The organism is Streptomyces sp. NPDC059002, from assembly GCF_042740435.1.
Taxonomy (GTDB): Bacteria; Actinomycetota; Actinomycetes; order Streptomycetales; family Streptomycetaceae; genus Streptomyces.
The window spans coordinates 1-16718 of record NZ_JBHYJI010000082.1; the positions used below are offsets into that span (position 1 = coordinate 1).

Below are 16718 nucleotides of genomic sequence, written 5' to 3' on the forward strand. Positions count from 1 at the left end.
AGCTCCGCAGACACCCCGCGCCGCCGCTACGCGGCGGACAAAGGAATTGCTCCGCAATTCCGAATTCCGGCTCCGCCGCAATTCCCGGCCAACTCCGTTGGCCGGTGCCCGAATTCGCTCCGCGATTCGGGCTGGGTAGGAATTCGCTCCGCGAATTCCTACGGCTGGCTACGGGGCTGGGCCTTTCTCCCCTTGGCGCAGCCCTGACGACCCGTCAGTTCCTGGTATTTCCAGGCGAGTTAACCTACTAGGTTCTGACCATTCATCAAGTCGAGGCGCGTTCCGTCAAAACGACTCAAGATGACCCGCCGATCAGTACGGGGCACTCATGGCAATCCCAGGTAAGGATAGAGAGCGGGGTGCCCTCTTCGCTCCAGGCGATGACGCCAGGGTGGCCGTTGACGATCGCCGCGTGTCCTCGTGCTGCGCTGCCGGCCACTCGCGTATGGGTGGCGACTTCAGTGGCTCCAAGGGTGACGAACTTGCCATTCGGGGCGTGGACGGTGAACTTCATTCAGGGTGGAGAACCTGCAGCAGCTGTTCGAACTGGCCGTCGCGGGCCGCGGCCAGGAAGGCCTGGGTCACCTCGCATTGCTGTCGTCCAGCGCTTGTCGGCTGCTGGGCGGTCTGTACTTTCCTGCAGGCGCGGCTGGTGAGCATTTTGGTCGCGTCAGCGGACTTGTCGAGAATCGTGCCTATCTCCTTGTGGGGCACGGCGAATATGTCGTGCAGTACGAAGGCCAGTCGTTCGTCCGGGCGCAGCGAGTCGAGGACTGTGAGGAGCACGAGGTCGATGGAGTCTCCGAGTTTCGCAAGGTCTTCTGGGGCGGGGCCGTCGTCGAGTGTCACGGTGAATTCGGCCAGTTGGTCGTCGAGCGTGATTTCCGGGCGGGTACGGCCCGATCGCAGGACATCGAGGCTGATGCGGCTGACCACTGTGGTCAGCCAGCCGCTGAGGTTGTCGATGGTGCCGGTGTCTTGGCGGGACAGGCGTAGCCATGCTTCTTGGATCACGTCTTCTGCGTCGGCGTGTGATCCGAGCATGCGGTAGGCGACGGCTCGGAGCTGGTCGCGCTAGGACTCGAAGGCGTCGGTGATCGGATCTGCGAGGAAGGCCGGTGACGCCGAGTGCCTGTGGTGCGGCTGTCCTGTTGATGGGTTGGGGGCTCGGCTTTTCGGTGCTGTGTCGGTCGGTGGGGCGTGGTTCGGTCGTGTTTTCTATGCCAGGAGGAGTGCTCGGTCCCAGGTCGGGGGTGTGTCGGCTGTCGCGGACAGGAGTGCGAGGAGCACTCCGGCGGTGCCGTCGAGGAGTCCGGGGCCGTTGGATGTGACGAATGTGCCGGATGTCAGGAGGTGTTGGGTCAGCTCCGTGGCGGCGTGGGTGAGGTCTGGTTCTTTGGTCTCGTGGGCCCATCGTGCAGTGATGTGGAGCAGGCCGGCGAGTCCGTGGCAGAGGCCTGGGGCGTTGTGGGCGCGGTGTCGTGCGGTGGGGCGCTGGTGGACTGCCTTGATGGCGTGCAGGGAGAGGTCGAGCAGGGTGGGGTCCTGGAGTGCGGATCCGGCGAGCCAGAGGGATCGGGCGATGCCGGGGCTGCCGTAGCACCAGGAGGCGCCGGCGGTGCGGGGTGTTGGTGGGGCGGGGTGTCCGGGCGGGGCGGTTTTTGCGGGCCAGTCGGGGCCGTGTGTGTCGTTGGTGTGTTGGGCGGCGAGCCAGTGTGCGGTGCGTGCTACGGCCTGTGTGTGTCCGGGGACGGTGATGTCGGCGGCGAGGGCGAGGGAGAGCAGTGCCAGTGGGCCGGCGATGCCGTGGGCCAGGCCGTGGTCGAGCATGCCGTGGGGGAATTCTTTGCGGGTTGCGGTGTCTTGGATGGCTGCTGCGGGGGTGTACCAGTGGGGGGTTCCGTCGTGCTCGCGGCACAGGGTGACCAGGGCGGTGAGTACGGCGTGCAGGGCGTGGCGGGTCTGTGGCTCGTGGTGGCGGCACAGTAGGTAGGCGCCGGTGCCGGTGAGTCCGGAGATGGTGTCGAAGGTGCGGGCGGGTGTGCCGTGGGGGTGGTGGGTGAGGGTGTGTGCTTGTGCGGTGGCCTGGCGGGTGAGGTTTTCGTGGATGCCGGGGAGTGTGTCGGTGGTGCCGGTGAGGGTCCAGGCGGTGTAGGCGAGGCCGGCGAGTCCGCCGAAGAGGCCTGGGGATGTGGTGTGCAGGCGGCGGGCTCCGGCGGCTGATGCGGTGAGGTAGCCGTGGGCGAGGTCGTCCCAGCCGTGTGCAGGCAGGCTCTGGTGGAGTTGGTGGTAGGCCAGGGCGATTCCCGGGCCGCCGTCGGCGAGGTCGGGTCGTACGCAGGTGGGGGCGGGGCGGGGTTGTCCGGCCAGGGTGGTGGCCAGGTCCAGGGCTGCGGCGGCGGTGTCGGGGGGCAGGAGCGTGTGCCGCGGCTCCGTCGTCGGCTCTGTCATCGTGGGCTCCCCTGGGGGTGCGGGGTGTCGTGTGCGCCCGCTCGGGGGCGGGCGCACACGGTGGGTGTCCGTCGGTGACGGGTGTCCCGGTGGGTGTCTGTCCGCTGCTAGGGGCAGCGGGGTGGTTCGGTGCAGCCGTCTGTGCGGTCGGTGGTGAAGATGGTGTCGCAGCACATCATCGGTTCCAGTGTCTGCGCGTCGGTCTCGGGCAGTTCCTGGAGTTCGAGTACTTCGAGTGTTTGGCTGTCCATGTGGGTTCTTCCTCTCGTTGGCCTGGCTGGTCAGGGGATGTCGACCAGCCAGGAGCGGTTCCCGCCGTGTGTGAGGCGCAGCAGGAAGTCCAGGACGCCGGCCAGGCCGACGTTGTAGGCCGCGCAGACTTCGCGCAGGGTGTCGTCGGGGATGAGGAGTCGGTTCTTGCGCAGGGTTGCCCGGGCGTGCAGGCAGGCAGCGGTCTGCGCTGCCTGGTCGCGGTAGTGGTCGTCGCCGGTGGTGTCGGCGATGTCGAGCAGGAGTTCGGCGTTTCCGGCTGCGCCGTGGCAGGTGCTGGGGCCCAGTCGGCTGCGGTCGTGGTGGGCCGCGTGTGCGGCGCGTTCGGCGTAGGTGCGAAATCGTCTCTCGCCGGTGGTGTGCCACAGCCGGATGAGGAAGGTGCCCACGCCGGAGGCGCCGTGGCACCAGAAGTTCAGGTCGGTGCGTTCTGGCTGTCCTGGTCCTTTGGGCCAGTCCGCCCGGTCGCCGCGGGTCCGGGCGGCCGTGCACAAGGTGTGGCCGGCTGTGGTGGCGGCGTGGATGAGGTCGGTGCGGTGGAGGTCGCGGCCTGCGGCGAGGAGGAAGGTGGCGGTGCCGGCGAGGCCGTGTCCGAATCCGTAGAGGGTGGTGCCGGTGGGTTCGTCTGTCTGGCGGGGTGGGCCGGCCGGGGGGTGGGGGGTGTTGGTGGTCAGGTGCAGGAGGTTGTCGGCGCACTGGGAGGCGCGTTGGGCGAAGCGGGGGTCGCCGGTGGTGTGCCACAGGTGCAGTTGTGTCAGGCCGGCTCCGGCGAGGCCGTGGCAGATGTCGGGGTTGGTGGTGTCCAGGGGGATGTGCAGGGCGTATTGGTGTGTGCGGTCGGCCAGTTCGGTGTCGTCCAGGGTGAGTGCGGCGTCGTGCAGGGCCCAGGCCGTGCCGGAGCGGCCGAAGTACAGGCCGGGCAGGATGCGTCCGGGTTCGGCGAGGCGTTTGTCCAGCCAGGTGGCCGCGGTGCGCAGGGTGGGCTGGGCGGTGTGGCGGCCGTGGCGGACTGCCCGGTTGAGGACGGCCAGGACGCCGGCTGCGCCGAGTTGGAGGCTGCAGGGGTCGGCGCGTGGTGTTGCGGAGGGGCGTGGCCACAGGTCGTCGCCGGTCGGGTCGATGGTCGCGGTCAGGTGTGCCAGGCCGTCATTGATCAGGCGTTCCAGGGTCGGGCGGGCCAGGGTTGGGGCCGGGTGGGCCGGGGCCGAGGTCGGGTGGGGCACAGGCGGGTAGGCCGGGGTCGGTCTCGGTTCTGCTGTGGTTGTGCCGGCGGCGGTGGGGGGTTGTCGGCGTAGAAACGTGGCGGCCTCCTCGAGTGTCCAGCGTGCCGGGAGGTCGGCGGTCAGGCCCAGGATCAGGGGCGTCAGCGCGTGCAGTGCGGGCGAGGTGGGGGCGGCGGTGTCGACAAGTGCCGCGATGCGTTGCCCGGCGCCGCGGCCGGCGGGCGAGTCCGCGGCGAGGACGGGGATGATGCCGCTGGTGACGTGCAGGAGGGTGGCTCCCAGGCTGTAGCAGTCGGCTTCGGGGCCGGGTACGGGAGGTGGTGTGCTGTCCTCGTGTGGGGTGGGTTGGTCGAGGTATTCCGGGGCGGTGAACCCGGCGGTGCCCCGTAGCGGGGTCTTCTCGCCGAAGTCGGCCGTGCATTCCATGTCGATCAGGACCGGCTGGTTCTGAGGCGTCATCATTACGTTGCCGGGTTTGACGTCGCGTAGTACGACACCGGCGTCGTGTGCCGTGCCGATCAGTCGGGTGAGTTCGCGTGCCACGTTCCAGGCCACGGGGGTTGGGATGGGGCAGGCGTCACGGGTGTGGCGCTCGGCGCACCAGCGCGCGAGGCTGGTGCCCGGGATCAGGTCCTGGACGAGGAAGAGGTGGCTGCCGGCCTCGAAGACGTCGCGTGCGGCCGGGGTGATGCCATGGGGTGCGAGCCGTTTCAGGACGGTGTGTTCGTGGCGCAGCCAGTGTTGTGCGTCGTGGCCGTGTGAGTCGGCGCCCACGTGCGGCCGGGCTTCTTTGATCAGTACGTCTTCGTCGAGGTGCTGGTCGTGGGCCCGGTAGACGCCGCCGCGGTTGGAGTGGCGGATGGCTTCCACGATGCGGTAGCGGCCGGCCAGGAGTACGGGGTCGCCGCGTCGGCGCCCGGACGCGGCAGGCTGGGGCGTGGGCGGTTCGAAGGGGGGAAGGGCCCAGGCGGGCGGGGAGAACCACGGGTTGCGTTGGTCGGTGACGAACGTCCCGTCCGGTGCCCGTAGTTGGCTCTCGTACAGTCCCTCGTCGGTGAGGACGGGCGCGGATGTGAAGCTGCCGTAGCGGTAGTGGACCAGGCTGTCGGGCTGGTATCGCCGGTCGGACAGGATCGCGGGTCCGGCCAGCCCCAGGGTGGCTTCGTGGAGGAGGCGGGCGAGCGTGCGCAGGTGTTCGTCGTCGCGGGGGTAGACGGTGAGGAACTTGCCTGACTGGGCTCTGGGTGCCCGGACCGAGTTGAGCTCGGCGGTGATTTTGGGTGAGGCGGCGAACTTGAACGCGCACGCGTGGGTGACCAGGACCCTGGCTGCGCGCTGCAGAACATGCGGCGCGGACGGGCGGGTCGCGGACACGTGCAGTTTCCAGCCCTGTTCCCGGCGCGGGTGGTCCGGCGGAGTGACCATGCACCAGGTCTCGCCGTCACGCAGCGTCCACCCCGTGACGCCCTCCTTCAACAGCGCACCCATCGTGATTTCCCGATAGCCCACCGTCACGCCATCAGGATACGGCGCGGCGCAGCCAGGGGTTGTGGCCTTGGGCCAACACACGTCACGCCATCCCGGTCTGTCCAGGACCTGCACCTCCGGCGGATCCCCCGGGCGGGATGCTGCGGCGAGGCGGGGGGCCTCGGCAGGGTGGGGGCATCCGCGCATCACAAGGCGGCACTCGAATGGCATGTGCCGTGCGGGCCGGGTCATTTGAGGCGACGACCGAAGTAAAACCGGACCGGGGCGGGGCGTAGTGGACCGGGGCGGGGCCATTCACCTGGCTGCAGGGTCCATCACGACCGGTCTCCACCGGTCCCCCGCACCCAGCGCCGGGGTGTCGGCGCCGGGGTGCCGGTGCCCATGCGCGTCCCTGCCCGCCCGCACTGACGCGCACACCACCAGCAGATTCACACCCGATGCTGAAAAACCGCCCGCCTTCGCGCCACTCCCCCACAGGGCCGCGGGACATGCCCAGCGGGGCCCGGGTGGCTGCCGCACGGCTGCTCCCTGGCCGCTCACACCCGCGAGGCGGGACAGCTCGTCTACGCGGCCGCCGGAACACTGGCCACTACCACCGGGCGCGGCACCTGGGTGGCCCGGCCGACCGCCTGACGTGGACACCGCCCGGATTCGCCCGCTCCCACCGCTTCTACGGCCGTACCGACGCGCGCCTGCTGACCGTTCCGGTCGAGCTGTGCGGCGAACTCCCGGTGTATCCTGGTGTGTTCACGGTGAGTCCGCTGCTCCGCGAAGCCGTCCTGGCCCTGGCCTGGCCCTGGCCGAGGACCGGCCCGAAAAGCCGTCCCGGAGCCCGTCGGCGGCTCCTCGCCGTGGTCATCGACGAGCTGTCCGACAGCCCCGGACGATCGCTATCGGGGCGCGGGCCCGCGCGATGCGCTGGTCGGTGATGCGGATACCGGCGGAGAGACGGGCGCCGTGGGCGGCGTCCCTTCGCAAGCGGGTCCGCCTCGTCGCCGCCGGCAGAGGCAGAAGGCCGCCCTCAGCGGATGACACGAAGTGCATTGGGAATCCTTTCACCGGGTGGCACCGCGGCCGACGAAGGCGTCACGGGATCAGCGGCGGCCTTCACCCGGCAGGCTGGGTGCTGCTGCACGGAACGTTGACCGGGTCATCCATCTGGCCGGTGGGCAGGGCACCGCCGGTGGCGGAGCGCTGGCGGTGGGTATGGCGCTGCCCATGGCGATCCACTCCCTGCCCGTCAGGCCCACCGGTTTGGGCACCTCTGCGGCCCGGCTCAGGCCCATCCGGAACCCTCCGTCCCCGGACACCGACCTGATGCAGTTTCTGCGGGAGGTCGTCCGCTCCGGCTACCCGCAGCGACTCGCCGCGCTGGCCGACGGCTACTGCCTGACCATCGACCCTGACCAGGTGCGGGCCGAGGCCCGGTTTCTGGCTGGCGAACTCGCGGCGTTCGAGATCCGGCACGACCCGGCCTACATCGAGGTCATGTGCGCCTTCCGCCAGCTGATGATTCCGGTCGACGACCCCGCCCTGGGGAGGGCGCTCACCCGGAGCTACCTGATCCCGATGCTGGTCGACGACGAATGCGACGAGAGCCGGACCGCGTACCGGGGGCTGGAAACCGCGATGCTGAAGGGTGTCGCCCGGCCCCGGCACGGCCTGGCCCTCGTCAGCTCCGCCCTGCACCCGCAGTCGGCCTACACCGAGCACATGTTCAACGAGCTGTCCCGGTTCTGCTCACCGGCGTTTTTGAGTGTGCGCAAGGCGTTCTACTACCAGGCGTTCACCGGGGTGGTGCTGGAATCCGGCTACACCCCCGATGCCCGCGACGACATCGACACCGAGTATGTGCGCAGGCGCTCCGGCTACGGCGAGTTCTTCGCCACCGCGCTGGCCGTGGCGTACGGCTGTCTCGACTTCGAGCGCAACATCCCGCTGTGGGGTGCCACACTGAGCTCCTGGGTGGATTTCTTCAATGACATCAACGACCTGATGTCCTGTTACAAGGAGACGCTGGGCGGCGAGTTCCCGGTCAACAGCATCTACCGCAAAGCGGTCCAGAACGGCCTGCCCCTGATGGACTCCTACGAGGCGGCCTTCCGCCGGGGAGTGGCCAACTATCACCGGATCCACGACCTGGGCAGCTCGGAGCAGCGGCCGCTCCTGCTGCACTACCTGCAGGGCTATGTCCACTGGCATCTCACCTCCGACCGCTACCGCTGGGGCGAGTTCACCGCACTGACCTGAGCGGATGGCACAAAGCCTGCTGCTGGTCTTTTCTCCGGGCGGCATCGCGGCCGGCAGAAACGCCACGGGAACAGCAGCGGACTGCGGCGGGTCTGCTGGGACAGAAGCGTGATCGTCTTTACGGAGATCTTCGCAGAGCCCCGAGAATTCCTTGGACGCGGGCCGCCGCCCGTGGAGCCTGTGATGTCGCGCTGGGTGCTCACGGGCCGTGCGCGACGGCGTCGGTGCCACGGTCGGCCAGCGCGGCGCTGATGGGTTGATGTTGGGAAGTGGCCCAGGTGCGCCGTCCGCTCGGTGGCCGCTCAGCGGCACCTCAGGCTCAGGCGGGTGGCCGGTGCAGCAGATACCGGTCGGTGTTCTCCGATTCGTGGTAGGCAAGGACGCCGGGGATGCAGGAGACCAGCACGCCCTGTGCGATGCCCACCAGTTCCAGCCCGGTCGTGAGGGCGTACTCGCCGTCGTCGGTCACGGCATCCGAGAAGACCACACAGCTCTCGGGCGCCCCGGCCGCACGCAGCAACTGCTCCACTGCTTTGGGGTTCTGCTCCCCGGTGGCGAGCGGCCGGGCCCAGCGTTCATCGAGGCTGTGCTCAAATCCCCCCGCGAGTTCCTGCCGGAACTTCTCCCAGTGCCGGGCTGTGGGCTCCTCCAGCAGAGTCAGCAGTCGGGCCCGGCGCGAGGAGGTGATGAACGACCGGACCGCTGCCCGAGCGTGTTCCTGCAGAAGTGTGCTGTCCATGGCGCCGAGGCTGCCAGCTCGCGCCATCCGTCAACGCATTCCCACGTCCTGCGGCGTCCGTTCAGGGCACAGACAAGCGGCACATGGACGACGCTCAGGCCGATACTCCGAGTGATGCGCTCGCCTGTCCGTCCGCACTCATTGCTCCGCATGTCCGCAGCCGGGGAGATACAGCGGTCCGCCCACAACCGCCCCGATGAATCGTTCACAGGCATCACGGCGCTCTGGCCTGCGCTGCGCGACGGAATCGGCCTCCGCCGCGCCCGGACGAGCACCTGTCCCGAAGGTGCCACCAGTGCCGTCCGCCCCCGAGATCAGGTTTCGCGGACGGCACCGGTAGAGCCAGCAACGACAAGAGGCTCTTCACGATCGAGGGTGTGGTCGCGGTCTGGAGCTTCCTTCTCCCTCTCCCTCCGCGCTGCTGGCCCGGGTGCCTGCCTCGGTGTGGGCGACGCGGAGGCCGTCGATCATGAAAGCCGCGAAACGGCGTGCTGCTGCGTCGCGCGTGGAGGCGGGTGCGGCGGTGAGTCCGCGGCCGGCGAGGAGGATGACGACGAAGTCATCGAACACGAAGTCCGGACGCAGTCGACCTGCAGCCTGCGCGCGGCGGATGATGGTCGAGACGACACGGCCCAGCTCCTCGCGGTGTGCCGCGAGGTCGACGACGCCGGGGTGCGCCGACATGAACGCGTCCGTGAAGCCCTGGTTGCGCGCGTTGAGGAGCAGGATGCGCTCGACGACGTCACAGAACCCGCGCCACGGATCCGGGTCGGCGGTGCCGTCGTAGACGATTGAGCTGCACTCGGCGAGCTCTTCCTCGAAGGCCTCGAGCACCAGGTCCCGCTTCGTCGGGAACCGGCGGTACAGGGTCGCGGGCCCGACGCCCGCACGCCGGGCGATCTGTCGCATCGTCACCTCCAGCCCGGACTCCGCGAAGAGCTCCCGGGCCGCGGCGAGGACACGGTCGCGGTTCTCCCTCGCGTCGACACGCAGCAGGTGATTCATCTTTCAGGCGGTCTCTCTCACAACAGCAAGTGGACGCACGCGTCCGTTACGTTCGACCGTACGGGAACCAACCGGCTCGAACCAGCCAGGAGCGATGCATGCGAGCAGTCTCCATCCATACCTTCGGCAGCCCGGACGGCATGGCGGTCGTCGACATCCCGGTCCCCAGCCCAAGCCCAGGCGAGGTCGTCATCCGAACCGCCGCGATCGGGGTCGGCGGAGTCGACGCGGTGATCCGGCGCGGCACACTGGGCGCACTCGGCCCGGCCATGCCTGGCGACGGTCTGGTGCCGGGAAGCGAGGTGGCAGGGACGATCACGGCCGTGGGAGCGGGCGTCGAGGCGTCGTGGCTCAACCGGCGCGTCTGGGCGTTCACCGGCGTCTCAGGCGGCTACGCCGAGCACGCGGTCGCACGGATCGAGAACGTCACGCCACTGCCCGCCGGCCTGACGCCCGTCGACGCGGTGACACTCGGCAGCGCGGCCCCGGTGGCGCACTTCGCCCTGCAGCAGGCGCACTTCGCCAAGGACGAGACCGTGCTGGTACGCGGCGCGGCCGGCAGCATCGGCATCGCAGCCGTCGAGATCGCAGCCCGAGCCGGGGCACGGGCAGTCGCGGTGACCACGTCGTCAGCCGAGCGGGGCGAGCGGCTGACGGAATACGGCGCGACACACGTGCTCGACCGCGACGGGAACAGTACGCGCACTCCCGGGCCAGCCGACTTCGATGTGATCGTCGACATCGTCGCCGGGCCAGCGCTGCCCTCGTTCCTCGCGCGGCTCGCACCCCATGGCCGGCTCGTGCTGGTCGGCCTCGTCGCCGGACCTCCTCCGGCGGATTTCGGGCCGGCGCTGCTCAGCCGGTTCCGGCAGTCGGTGTCGGTGGCGACCTTCAGTCTGGACACGGTGCCGCGAGCTGACCTGGCCCGGGTACGCGCCGACCAGTTCGAGGCCGCGGCGCGGGGCGACCTCAGCGCCGTCGTCCACGCCGTCCTCCCGCTCGAAGCCGCAGCAGACGCCCATCGGCGGATGGATGCTGGCGAGGTCTTCGGGCGTATCGTCCTGACACCGTGACCCGCTGCCGCCCGGTCTCAGGCTGGTGCACAGCCGATCGACACAGCGGTGCCGCCGCGCGCCGTGTGAGCACGGAAGTTAGGGATGCCCCGGTCACGACACCGGGGCGACGCGGCACGCGAGCACGCGGAAGCGATCTGGAGGGCACTCAAGCAGGCCCGCCCGGCAGGTCTCCACATGCCTCAGTTGATGCGGGCTACCGAGCTGCCCCGCAGCCAGGTGCAGTCGGGGATGGCGATGATGCGCGACATCATCGCGAAGAAGGGCTGGCCACTGGCGATTTACACCGGGGCAGACGGCTACGTGTTCAGCGCGGACCCGAACGAGCTGGAGGCTTACGAGACGGCCCGGGTGCACGTGCTGCTCACCGAGGTACGCCGCCTGATCACCGGCACCATCGCCCCGCACGCCGCCCTCGATCCGGAGGACAAGCGGGTACGGCACATCGTCGCCCAGCTCAACTCCGTCGAGTCCACTCTCGACCTGATCGCCTGACGGAAGGCTGACGTCATGCCGATATCCCTCGGACACCACCGACCTCGAATGGACCCTCATCGAACCCTTGCTGCCGGTGCCGGCCTGCCAAACCCCGCGCGGCGGCAGGCCCGAGGCCCATCCCCGGCGCGAGATCGTCGATGCCCTGCGCTATCTCGTCGACACCGGCTTCAAATGGGCCGCTCTTCCTCAGGATTACCCGCCGTTCAAGACGGTCTTCGGGTTCTTCAGCCGCTGGTCCGCCGCGGGGGTCTTCAACCTGATCCGTGACCAGCTGCGGCGCCGGATCCGACGCATGATGGGCACGTCGCCGAACCCGGTGGCGGCGGTGATCGGTTCGCAGTCCGTCAAGGTCGCGGCCACCGTCCCGCGCGCCACGTCGGGATACGACGCCGGAAAAAGACGCCGGGCCGGAAGAGACAGATAATCGTGGACCTCAAAGGGCTCCCGCTGTTCGTGATGGTCACCCCGGCCGACATGCACGCCAGCGTCGCCGCCCGCGAGGCCCTCTTCCGGCTCCGGCTGATGCACCCTGAAATCACTATCGTCTGGGCTGATCTGGCCTACGCGGGCACACTCGTTGACTGGGCCAAGACCTTCCTCCACCTGACGATCAAGACCGTGAGCAGGCCAAAGGGGGCCGAGGGGTTCGTGATCCTGCCGAGGCGCTGGGTGGTGGAGAGGCCGCTGGCGTGGTTGTGGCACGCGCGCCGGAATGTGCGCGACTACGAGACCCGGCCCGAGCACTCCGAGCAGATGCTCACGCTCGCCTCGATCACGCTCATGACCCGCCGACTCGCCCGGCCCGCCGTTTACCCGAATGCGGCAAAGCCCCGCGTCCCCCAGGCCGTCGCAGCGGCCTGAGCGTCAGAAGTCCCAGTCCAGTTCATCCTCGTCGACTGCGACAGGCAGGTAACCGTCGACCGCCTCGCCGGTCTCCAGAGCCGTGGCTGTCGCATCGAGGAGGGCCGGGAGTGACGCCCACATGGGGTGGTGTGAAAAGGAGCATCCTGTTTCATGATCGGCATCGCCGATCCTTCCGCGGCGACGATAGGGGCGCTGGTCCAAGATGAGGTAATCCCCTGCACCGTCAAAGGCGAAGGGGATCCATTGCGCATGCCACCACGGCCCGTACTCCCCGTCCGGGTCGCCTTCTTCTGCTCCCGCTAGCTCATCTCCGTAGATCTTCATGCGTGTTTGCCAGGCCCTGGTGATGCTCTGCGCATCGAGCAAAGACCAGAACGGTGGAAGCAGGTCGTAGTGGCCCATGCCGTTGTGCCGCAGCAACGACTCCACCAAGGGCTCGGGGAACGGCTGTCCGATGGCCTGTTCGGCCACGCCAATTGCCGAGCGCTCCGCCGGGGGGCCAAGAGCAGCAAACGTACGAGGCGTGTGCCGGGCGAGCCAAGTCTCTATACGGGTCCACGACTCGGATATCGACGAAGTCATCCTGGGATCATGCCAGTTCGACGCGCCGCCGAACGGGAGGATTCGAGACGGGTTCTCAGCGACGAACGGTGTCGGGTAGGGCCCTGCTGCGCCAGGCGGCGAGTTGGGTGTACGCGGGTGAGAGGTCGGCGCTGATGCCGACCCGTCCGAGGGCCTTGGCGACCGGCGCCGGAGAATGTGACAGGCCAAAGAGACCGTATGCACTCGACCCTGTGCGTCGGTGGGCTCCTGGGACTTGTCCGCTGCCCGCAGGGGCGGTTCGCCTGGAGGCGGGTCAGGGTGCCCTCGATCAAGGGGGATCGTCGTCGTGGTCGATCCACGGGGCAAGGACCGGCTCGAAACGCGCACGCGCACCGATCGTGGTCAGGGATCGGTGCGCCTGCGGGTGTGAGGCGGCGAGTGGAGCTCAGCCTGTGACGAGGCGGGCGCCGAAGAAGGGGGAAGTGACGCTACCGAAAGCGTAGTCGAGGCGGTCAAAACTGAAGAACCAGGAGCACTTTCGCCCTTCCCAGTTCTCTCCCCGGCAGGGGACGCGTGCATCGTCGGCGCCGGCAGTCACCGTGCCCTGGGCAACCACTCGTGAGCCGTCGCCCGTGAGGCTGAAGACCGGCCCTCCGCTGTCCCCTTGCCCGGGGCCGTATTGGGCAGTGTCTTCGACTGCGTAGGCGCCGGCGCTGGGAGTGCCTGGAGGGATGGAGGGGTCGACGTAGCTGACCCGGAATCCGCACAGTGCTCCGGAGCGTGAGCCGGAGGTGCAGACGTAGTTGCCGACGAAGGTACCGGTCCAGCCGTCGATGGCCTTGGTGAAGGTGGAGTTCTGCCAGTTGCCGTCCCACATCCGGCCGGACCCCGCGGCCCCGATGCTCGCGTGGTCGGCGCCGTTGCTGTGGTTGCCGTACACGCCCATCAGATCATTGCCGCCGTCATAGGCGAGGGTGCCGTCGGCGCCGCAGTGGCCGGCGGTGAGCAGGGCGGGAGCATCGTTGGCCAAACGCAGGGGCCAGCCGACGGTGCAGTTGGAAATGCGGGCGCCGGCGTAGTAAGGCGAGATGTCGTCCTCGCGGCAGTAGCCAGCGCCGTCGGCACACCTGCCCGTCAGGGGGATGTCCTTGGAGCCGTGAGGGCTCGCGCCGGTGGCCAGGGAGACCGGGATCTCGTCGACGGCGCGCGGGTGTCGTCGCGTACCAGGGGACCACCGCACGGCGATACCGCTGCCGTCGGGCTGGGGCACGGCCATGGTCGTGCCCCCCGAGGCGTTGAGTTTGTGCACCGCAGTGCGCAACGCGCTGGCGCTGAACCGCGCGGGAAGAACCTCGACCGGCACCTCCCCCGCGCGGCTGCTGAGTTGGCGACGCATGCTGTCGGGCACGGTGCCGTGCCAGTACACGCGCAGCGCCCGGTTCTCCGGGGCGGCGACGATGCCCACCGGATTGTCCTGCCGTTGCGCGCGCGCCGCCTTTTCGATCCTCATGGCCTTGGTGTTGAGGCGCTGCTGCAGGCCGAACAGGTCCGTCCAGGTGGCGAAACCACCGGGCACCGGCCCCTTGGGCAGCGGCAGCCCGGACGTCCCCGGGGCAGCGCGCGGCACGGGTTTGGGCGGATTACTCGCGGGCCGTTCCGCGCCTGCGGCCGCCGCGACGGCCGAGCACGTCAACACCAGCACTGTCCCCAGCACGACGGTTCTCGTGCGCTGTTTGCCCCGGATCCTGCTTCGGTGCCCGTCCAACGTCGGCGAGGTGTCGTGCCGGCTCTGCGCAGGACGTGACCTCGGCCCCCAGACCCATCTGAGGAAACGTAACCGGCGTGCCATGACATCCCCCTTAAGGCTTGAGGAACAACAGGCGGAAGCATCACACGCAGCAGCAGGCACGGTCATGTTCTGTTCCGCTCATCGGAACGACTCCACCTGTGCGAGGGGTGTGAGCGGGAGAGCCCGCGCTGCCGGGCTGCTACGTCGAAGGTTGATCAACTGTGCGGGTCCTGCCAGGGGTTGTGCCGCACCTGCAGTAGCGGCCTGCCCAAGCACGAGGGGACGCTGCGGGTCACGGTGGTGGAGCCGTCGCGGCGCAAGGATCGCAAGCACCGCTGGACCGAGTCGTTCAACGAGCGGACCTGGGACCGGGACAAGTGCGAGGCCTGCCAGTCAGCGGCCGCGGAACCAATCTCCCAGGACAGCACACCTAGATGGACGACTGCCCCGCCACTTCAGGTGTCCATCGGCTTCCCCCGAGCGCTCCGACAGAGTGTTCGGTTCCGCCACCGGACCGCCGGCCACACCGCAGGCCTCGAGCTGTCCCGACCGGCAAGCAATCTCCGCAAACGCGGATTCCTCCCAGCCGCCAGACGGCGCCAACGGCTCCGCGTCCCACACCTCGACCGTCAGCGCGGCCGTATGAGTGTGGCCGCCACTGGTGAAATCCAGGCGCCCATGATGCGCCGCCACAAAGGGCCCCCTCTCCCATCCCTCAGGGAACCGTGAGGGCACCTGCATGCCGTCGTAGTCCTGCAAGGCGAACCCGTAGAAGTCAACTTCCACCGGCACCTCTCCGTGACTGACCAACTCAGGCATACCCGTCCCCCTCACCCCCGAGACACCACGGCGAACCTACCCGGCCGCACCAGTGCGGCGTATCGCCACCCGCAGCAACGGTGTTTGTCACTGCCACGGTCCGCCGCCACACACGAGACCCCCCGTGACACCGCCCCACCCGACGAGATCCGCACACGCGACCGGGTGCGGCTCCTCGGGAAGGGCGGCACGGCACCCGTGATCATCTTCCGTTCTGTACTGGGGAGTTGGCGCCGCCTCGCCCGGGGAGGTGTTCCCAGCGGCGGTCGGTGCGGGTCAGTTCCCGGAAGCCTGCCGACGTCAGCCGGCCGATCGATGTCTGGTCCGCGGCCGCCTCGTAGGCGACGACCCGCTCCACGCCGCACAGACAGAGCCAGTCGGCGGCCTGAGCGAGCAGCCAGCGCTCCACTCCCTCGCCATCGTGGGCCGGGTCGATGTGGAGGTTGCCGATGTCGGCGAGGCCCCCGGAACGGGTATGGCGCTCCGGGCGGGCCAGGGCCGTGTCAACCTCGATGAAACCGAGCACGTGCCCGTCGGCAGCGTGTGCCGTGAATCGCGTACCGCATTCCCCTTGCGTGCGCTGTGCCGTCACGCCGGGGAGAGGCTCAAGGACCGGAAGGCCGGCCGTCGGCGCGATCAGGATCACCTCCGTGTCCCCGACATGCCGGAAACCCGCGCGCTCATACACGGAGCGCACGTGCGGCCAGTTCCGGGGCAGACCATAGACGACGGGCGCGGGCAGCTCGCCGGAGGCATAGCGGGACCGGACGTTCCACCGCTCCAGCTGGGCCAGACAGGCCGACATCAACAGGTCGGCGGCCTCATCCGAGTCCGGCCAGAAGGAGGCCGGCGGACGGCACACGAACCAGCCGATCTCGCCTGCGTCCCGGTAGTCCTCGCCGATCTCACTGTCAGCGCCGTAGCGCAATAGGTGGGCCGCGGCCACCACGGACCCGCGCTGTTCGGCAACGAGCGTCACCCGCTCGCTCACCCAGGGGCCGGTAATGAACTCCTCCGCCTGCCGCTCCAGGTTACTGAGCACAGTGTTGACCGAGACGGAAACACCGGGAACAACAGCGGCAACATGCTGGTTGACCAGTTCGGTGAGCTGGTCGCGGTCGTCGCGACGAAAGGAACGCACCATAAGTGCGGGCATGACTGACCTCCGGTCGAAGTGCTGCGTCGGAAGGCCGCCATACGGTGCGGTACCCGGCCGAGACTACACCGGCACCGGCACGAAGCGGCAGTGCGTTTCCCGATACTCACCAGGCAGCACCATCCCCCCTTGTGCACCTGCAGATCGGTACGGATGCACTCGCCCCTCCAAAAGAGCCGCACCCACGTCGGACCAGGGCGTGCACCGGCTGCTGCTGGCCCAGTCAGCCACGGCCACGGCGACCTCCGCAGAACCGCGGCCTGTAGTGGTGAACTCCCGGTCCACCGCAGCCCGGAGCTCTTCCGCGTCCTTGACCGCCCCCTCGATCTGGCCGGACTCCCAGCCCCGAGCGGCAAGACGGGTACGCCGCTCGGCGTCGGTACAGTCCAGACGCGCCCACGCAACACACGGCCGGTCCACGGCATCCGCGGCCGCGCCGGCCCATTCGTCGGGCGTCAAGGGGCACAGGAGCAGCACCGGCCTGCCGCCCCGGAGCATCATCGCCGCGATCCTCACCCAGAGCCTGTTGTAACGCGATCCTCACCCAGAG

At 69.0% G+C, this 16718-nt stretch carries 13 protein-coding genes and 1 pseudogene; 4 read left to right on the top strand and 10 right to left on the bottom strand.

All coding sequences use genetic code 11. The annotated features are described in order from the left end of the window. Window positions 1-510: 510 nt before the first annotated feature. The 4 genes from ACFWZ2_RS39825 to lanL form a co-directional block, all read right to left on the bottom strand. The gene (locus ACFWZ2_RS39825) at window positions 511-1014 is read right to left on the bottom strand and encodes a sigma factor-like helix-turn-helix DNA-binding protein (protein ID WP_384554414.1); all 504 of its coding nucleotides are present in this window, start codon (window positions 1012-1014) and stop codon (window positions 511-513) included. 204 nt (window positions 1015-1218) lie between these two features. After that, entirely contained in the window at window positions 1219-2451 is a 1233-nt protein-coding gene (locus ACFWZ2_RS39830) for a lanthionine synthetase C family protein (protein WP_384554416.1), read from the bottom strand. Window positions 2452-2558: 107 nt separating this feature from the next. Continuing rightward, window positions 2559-2702, bottom strand: a complete 144-nt coding sequence (locus tag ACFWZ2_RS39835) for a hypothetical protein (protein ID WP_384554418.1) — start codon at window positions 2700-2702, stop codon at window positions 2559-2561. A gap of 30 nt (window positions 2703-2732) precedes the next feature. Continuing rightward, on the bottom strand, window positions 2733-5459 hold the full coding sequence (gene lanL, locus ACFWZ2_RS39840; RefSeq protein WP_384554420.1) for a class IV lanthionine synthetase LanL: 2727 nt from the start codon (window positions 5457-5459) through the stop codon (window positions 2733-2735). 1290 nt (window positions 5460-6749) lie between these two features. Here lanL and ACFWZ2_RS39845 point away from each other — a divergent pair. Further along, entirely contained in the window at window positions 6750-7682 is a 933-nt protein-coding gene (locus ACFWZ2_RS39845) for a hypothetical protein (RefSeq protein WP_384554422.1), read from the top strand. A 319-nt stretch (window positions 7683-8001) separates the two neighbouring features. On the opposite strand, the gene ACFWZ2_RS39850 is transcribed toward ACFWZ2_RS39845, so the two are convergent. Then, a complete protein-coding gene (locus ACFWZ2_RS39850) occupies window positions 8002-8421 on the bottom strand; it encodes a hypothetical protein (RefSeq protein ID WP_384554424.1) in 420 nt (139 codons plus the stop codon). Between the two features lie 363 nt (window positions 8422-8784). Further along, a complete protein-coding gene (locus ACFWZ2_RS39855; protein WP_384554426.1) occupies window positions 8785-9426 on the bottom strand; it encodes a TetR/AcrR family transcriptional regulator in 642 nt (213 codons plus the stop codon). 98 nt (window positions 9427-9524) lie between these two features. Here ACFWZ2_RS39855 and ACFWZ2_RS39860 point away from each other — a divergent pair, with 98 nt between their 5' ends. The 3 genes and pseudogenes from ACFWZ2_RS39860 (at window position 9525) to ACFWZ2_RS39870 (ending at window position 11858) form a co-directional block, all read left to right on the top strand. Continuing rightward, window positions 9525-10499: a zinc-binding dehydrogenase gene (locus tag ACFWZ2_RS39860; RefSeq protein WP_384554428.1), complete on the top strand. Its 975-nt coding sequence runs from the start codon at window positions 9525-9527 to the stop codon at window positions 10497-10499. A gap of 84 nt (window positions 10500-10583) precedes the next feature. Further along, on the top strand, window positions 10584-10994 hold the full coding sequence (locus tag ACFWZ2_RS39865) for a RacP protein (RefSeq protein ID WP_384554430.1): 411 nt from the start codon (window positions 10584-10586) through the stop codon (window positions 10992-10994). Between the two features lie 7 nt (window positions 10995-11001). Continuing rightward, window positions 11002-11858: pseudogene (locus ACFWZ2_RS39870) on the top strand (IS5 family transposase). Window positions 11859-11861: 3 nt separating this feature from the next. Here the strand turns inward: ACFWZ2_RS39870 and ACFWZ2_RS39875 are convergent. The 4 genes from ACFWZ2_RS39875 to ACFWZ2_RS39890 all read right to left on the bottom strand — a co-directional run bounded on the left by ACFWZ2_RS39875 (window position 11862) and on the right by ACFWZ2_RS39890 (window position 16168). Then, window positions 11862-12410: an SMI1/KNR4 family protein gene (locus tag ACFWZ2_RS39875; protein WP_384554484.1), complete on the bottom strand. Its 549-nt coding sequence runs from the start codon at window positions 12408-12410 to the stop codon at window positions 11862-11864. 439 nt (window positions 12411-12849) lie between these two features. Further along, window positions 12850-14118 (bottom strand): hypothetical protein, encoded by a 1269-nt coding sequence (locus ACFWZ2_RS39880; RefSeq protein WP_384554432.1) that lies wholly within the window; start codon window positions 14116-14118, stop codon window positions 12850-12852. Window positions 14119-14586: 468 nt separating this feature from the next. Next, on the bottom strand, window positions 14587-15012 hold the full coding sequence (locus ACFWZ2_RS39885; RefSeq protein ID WP_384554434.1) for a hypothetical protein: 426 nt from the start codon (window positions 15010-15012) through the stop codon (window positions 14587-14589). Between the two features lie 202 nt (window positions 15013-15214). Beyond that, window positions 15215-16168 (bottom strand): N-acetyltransferase, encoded by a 954-nt coding sequence (locus ACFWZ2_RS39890; RefSeq protein ID WP_384554436.1) that lies wholly within the window; start codon window positions 16166-16168, stop codon window positions 15215-15217. Between the last annotated feature and the right edge of the window lie 550 nt (window positions 16169-16718).

Excerpts from the sequence above, each read along its gene's own strand:
- ACFWZ2_RS39830 (WP_384554416.1), bottom strand. The coding sequence starts at position 2,451 with ATGACAGAGCCGACGACGGAGCCGCGGCACACGCTCCTGCCCCCCGAC.
- ACFWZ2_RS39835 (WP_384554418.1), bottom strand. The coding sequence starts at position 2,702 with ATGGACAGCCAAACACTCGAAGTACTCGAACTCCAGGAACTGCCCGAG.
- ACFWZ2_RS39845 (WP_384554422.1), top strand. The coding sequence starts at position 6,750 with ATGCAGTTTCTGCGGGAGGTCGTCCGCTCCGGCTACCCGCAGCGACTC.
- ACFWZ2_RS39850 (WP_384554424.1), bottom strand. The coding sequence starts at position 8,421 with ATGGACAGCACACTTCTGCAGGAACACGCTCGGGCAGCGGTCCGGTCG.
- ACFWZ2_RS39855 (WP_384554426.1), bottom strand. The coding sequence starts at position 9,426 with ATGAATCACCTGCTGCGTGTCGACGCGAGGGAGAACCGCGACCGTGTC.
- ACFWZ2_RS39860 (WP_384554428.1), top strand. The coding sequence starts at position 9,525 with ATGCGAGCAGTCTCCATCCATACCTTCGGCAGCCCGGACGGCATGGCG.
- ACFWZ2_RS39865 (WP_384554430.1), top strand. The coding sequence starts at position 10,584 with ATGCCCCGGTCACGACACCGGGGCGACGCGGCACGCGAGCACGCGGAA.
- ACFWZ2_RS39885 (WP_384554434.1), bottom strand. The coding sequence starts at position 15,012 with ATGCCTGAGTTGGTCAGTCACGGAGAGGTGCCGGTGGAAGTTGACTTC.
- ACFWZ2_RS39890 (WP_384554436.1), bottom strand. The coding sequence starts at position 16,168 with ATGCCCGCACTTATGGTGCGTTCCTTTCGTCGCGACGACCGCGACCAG.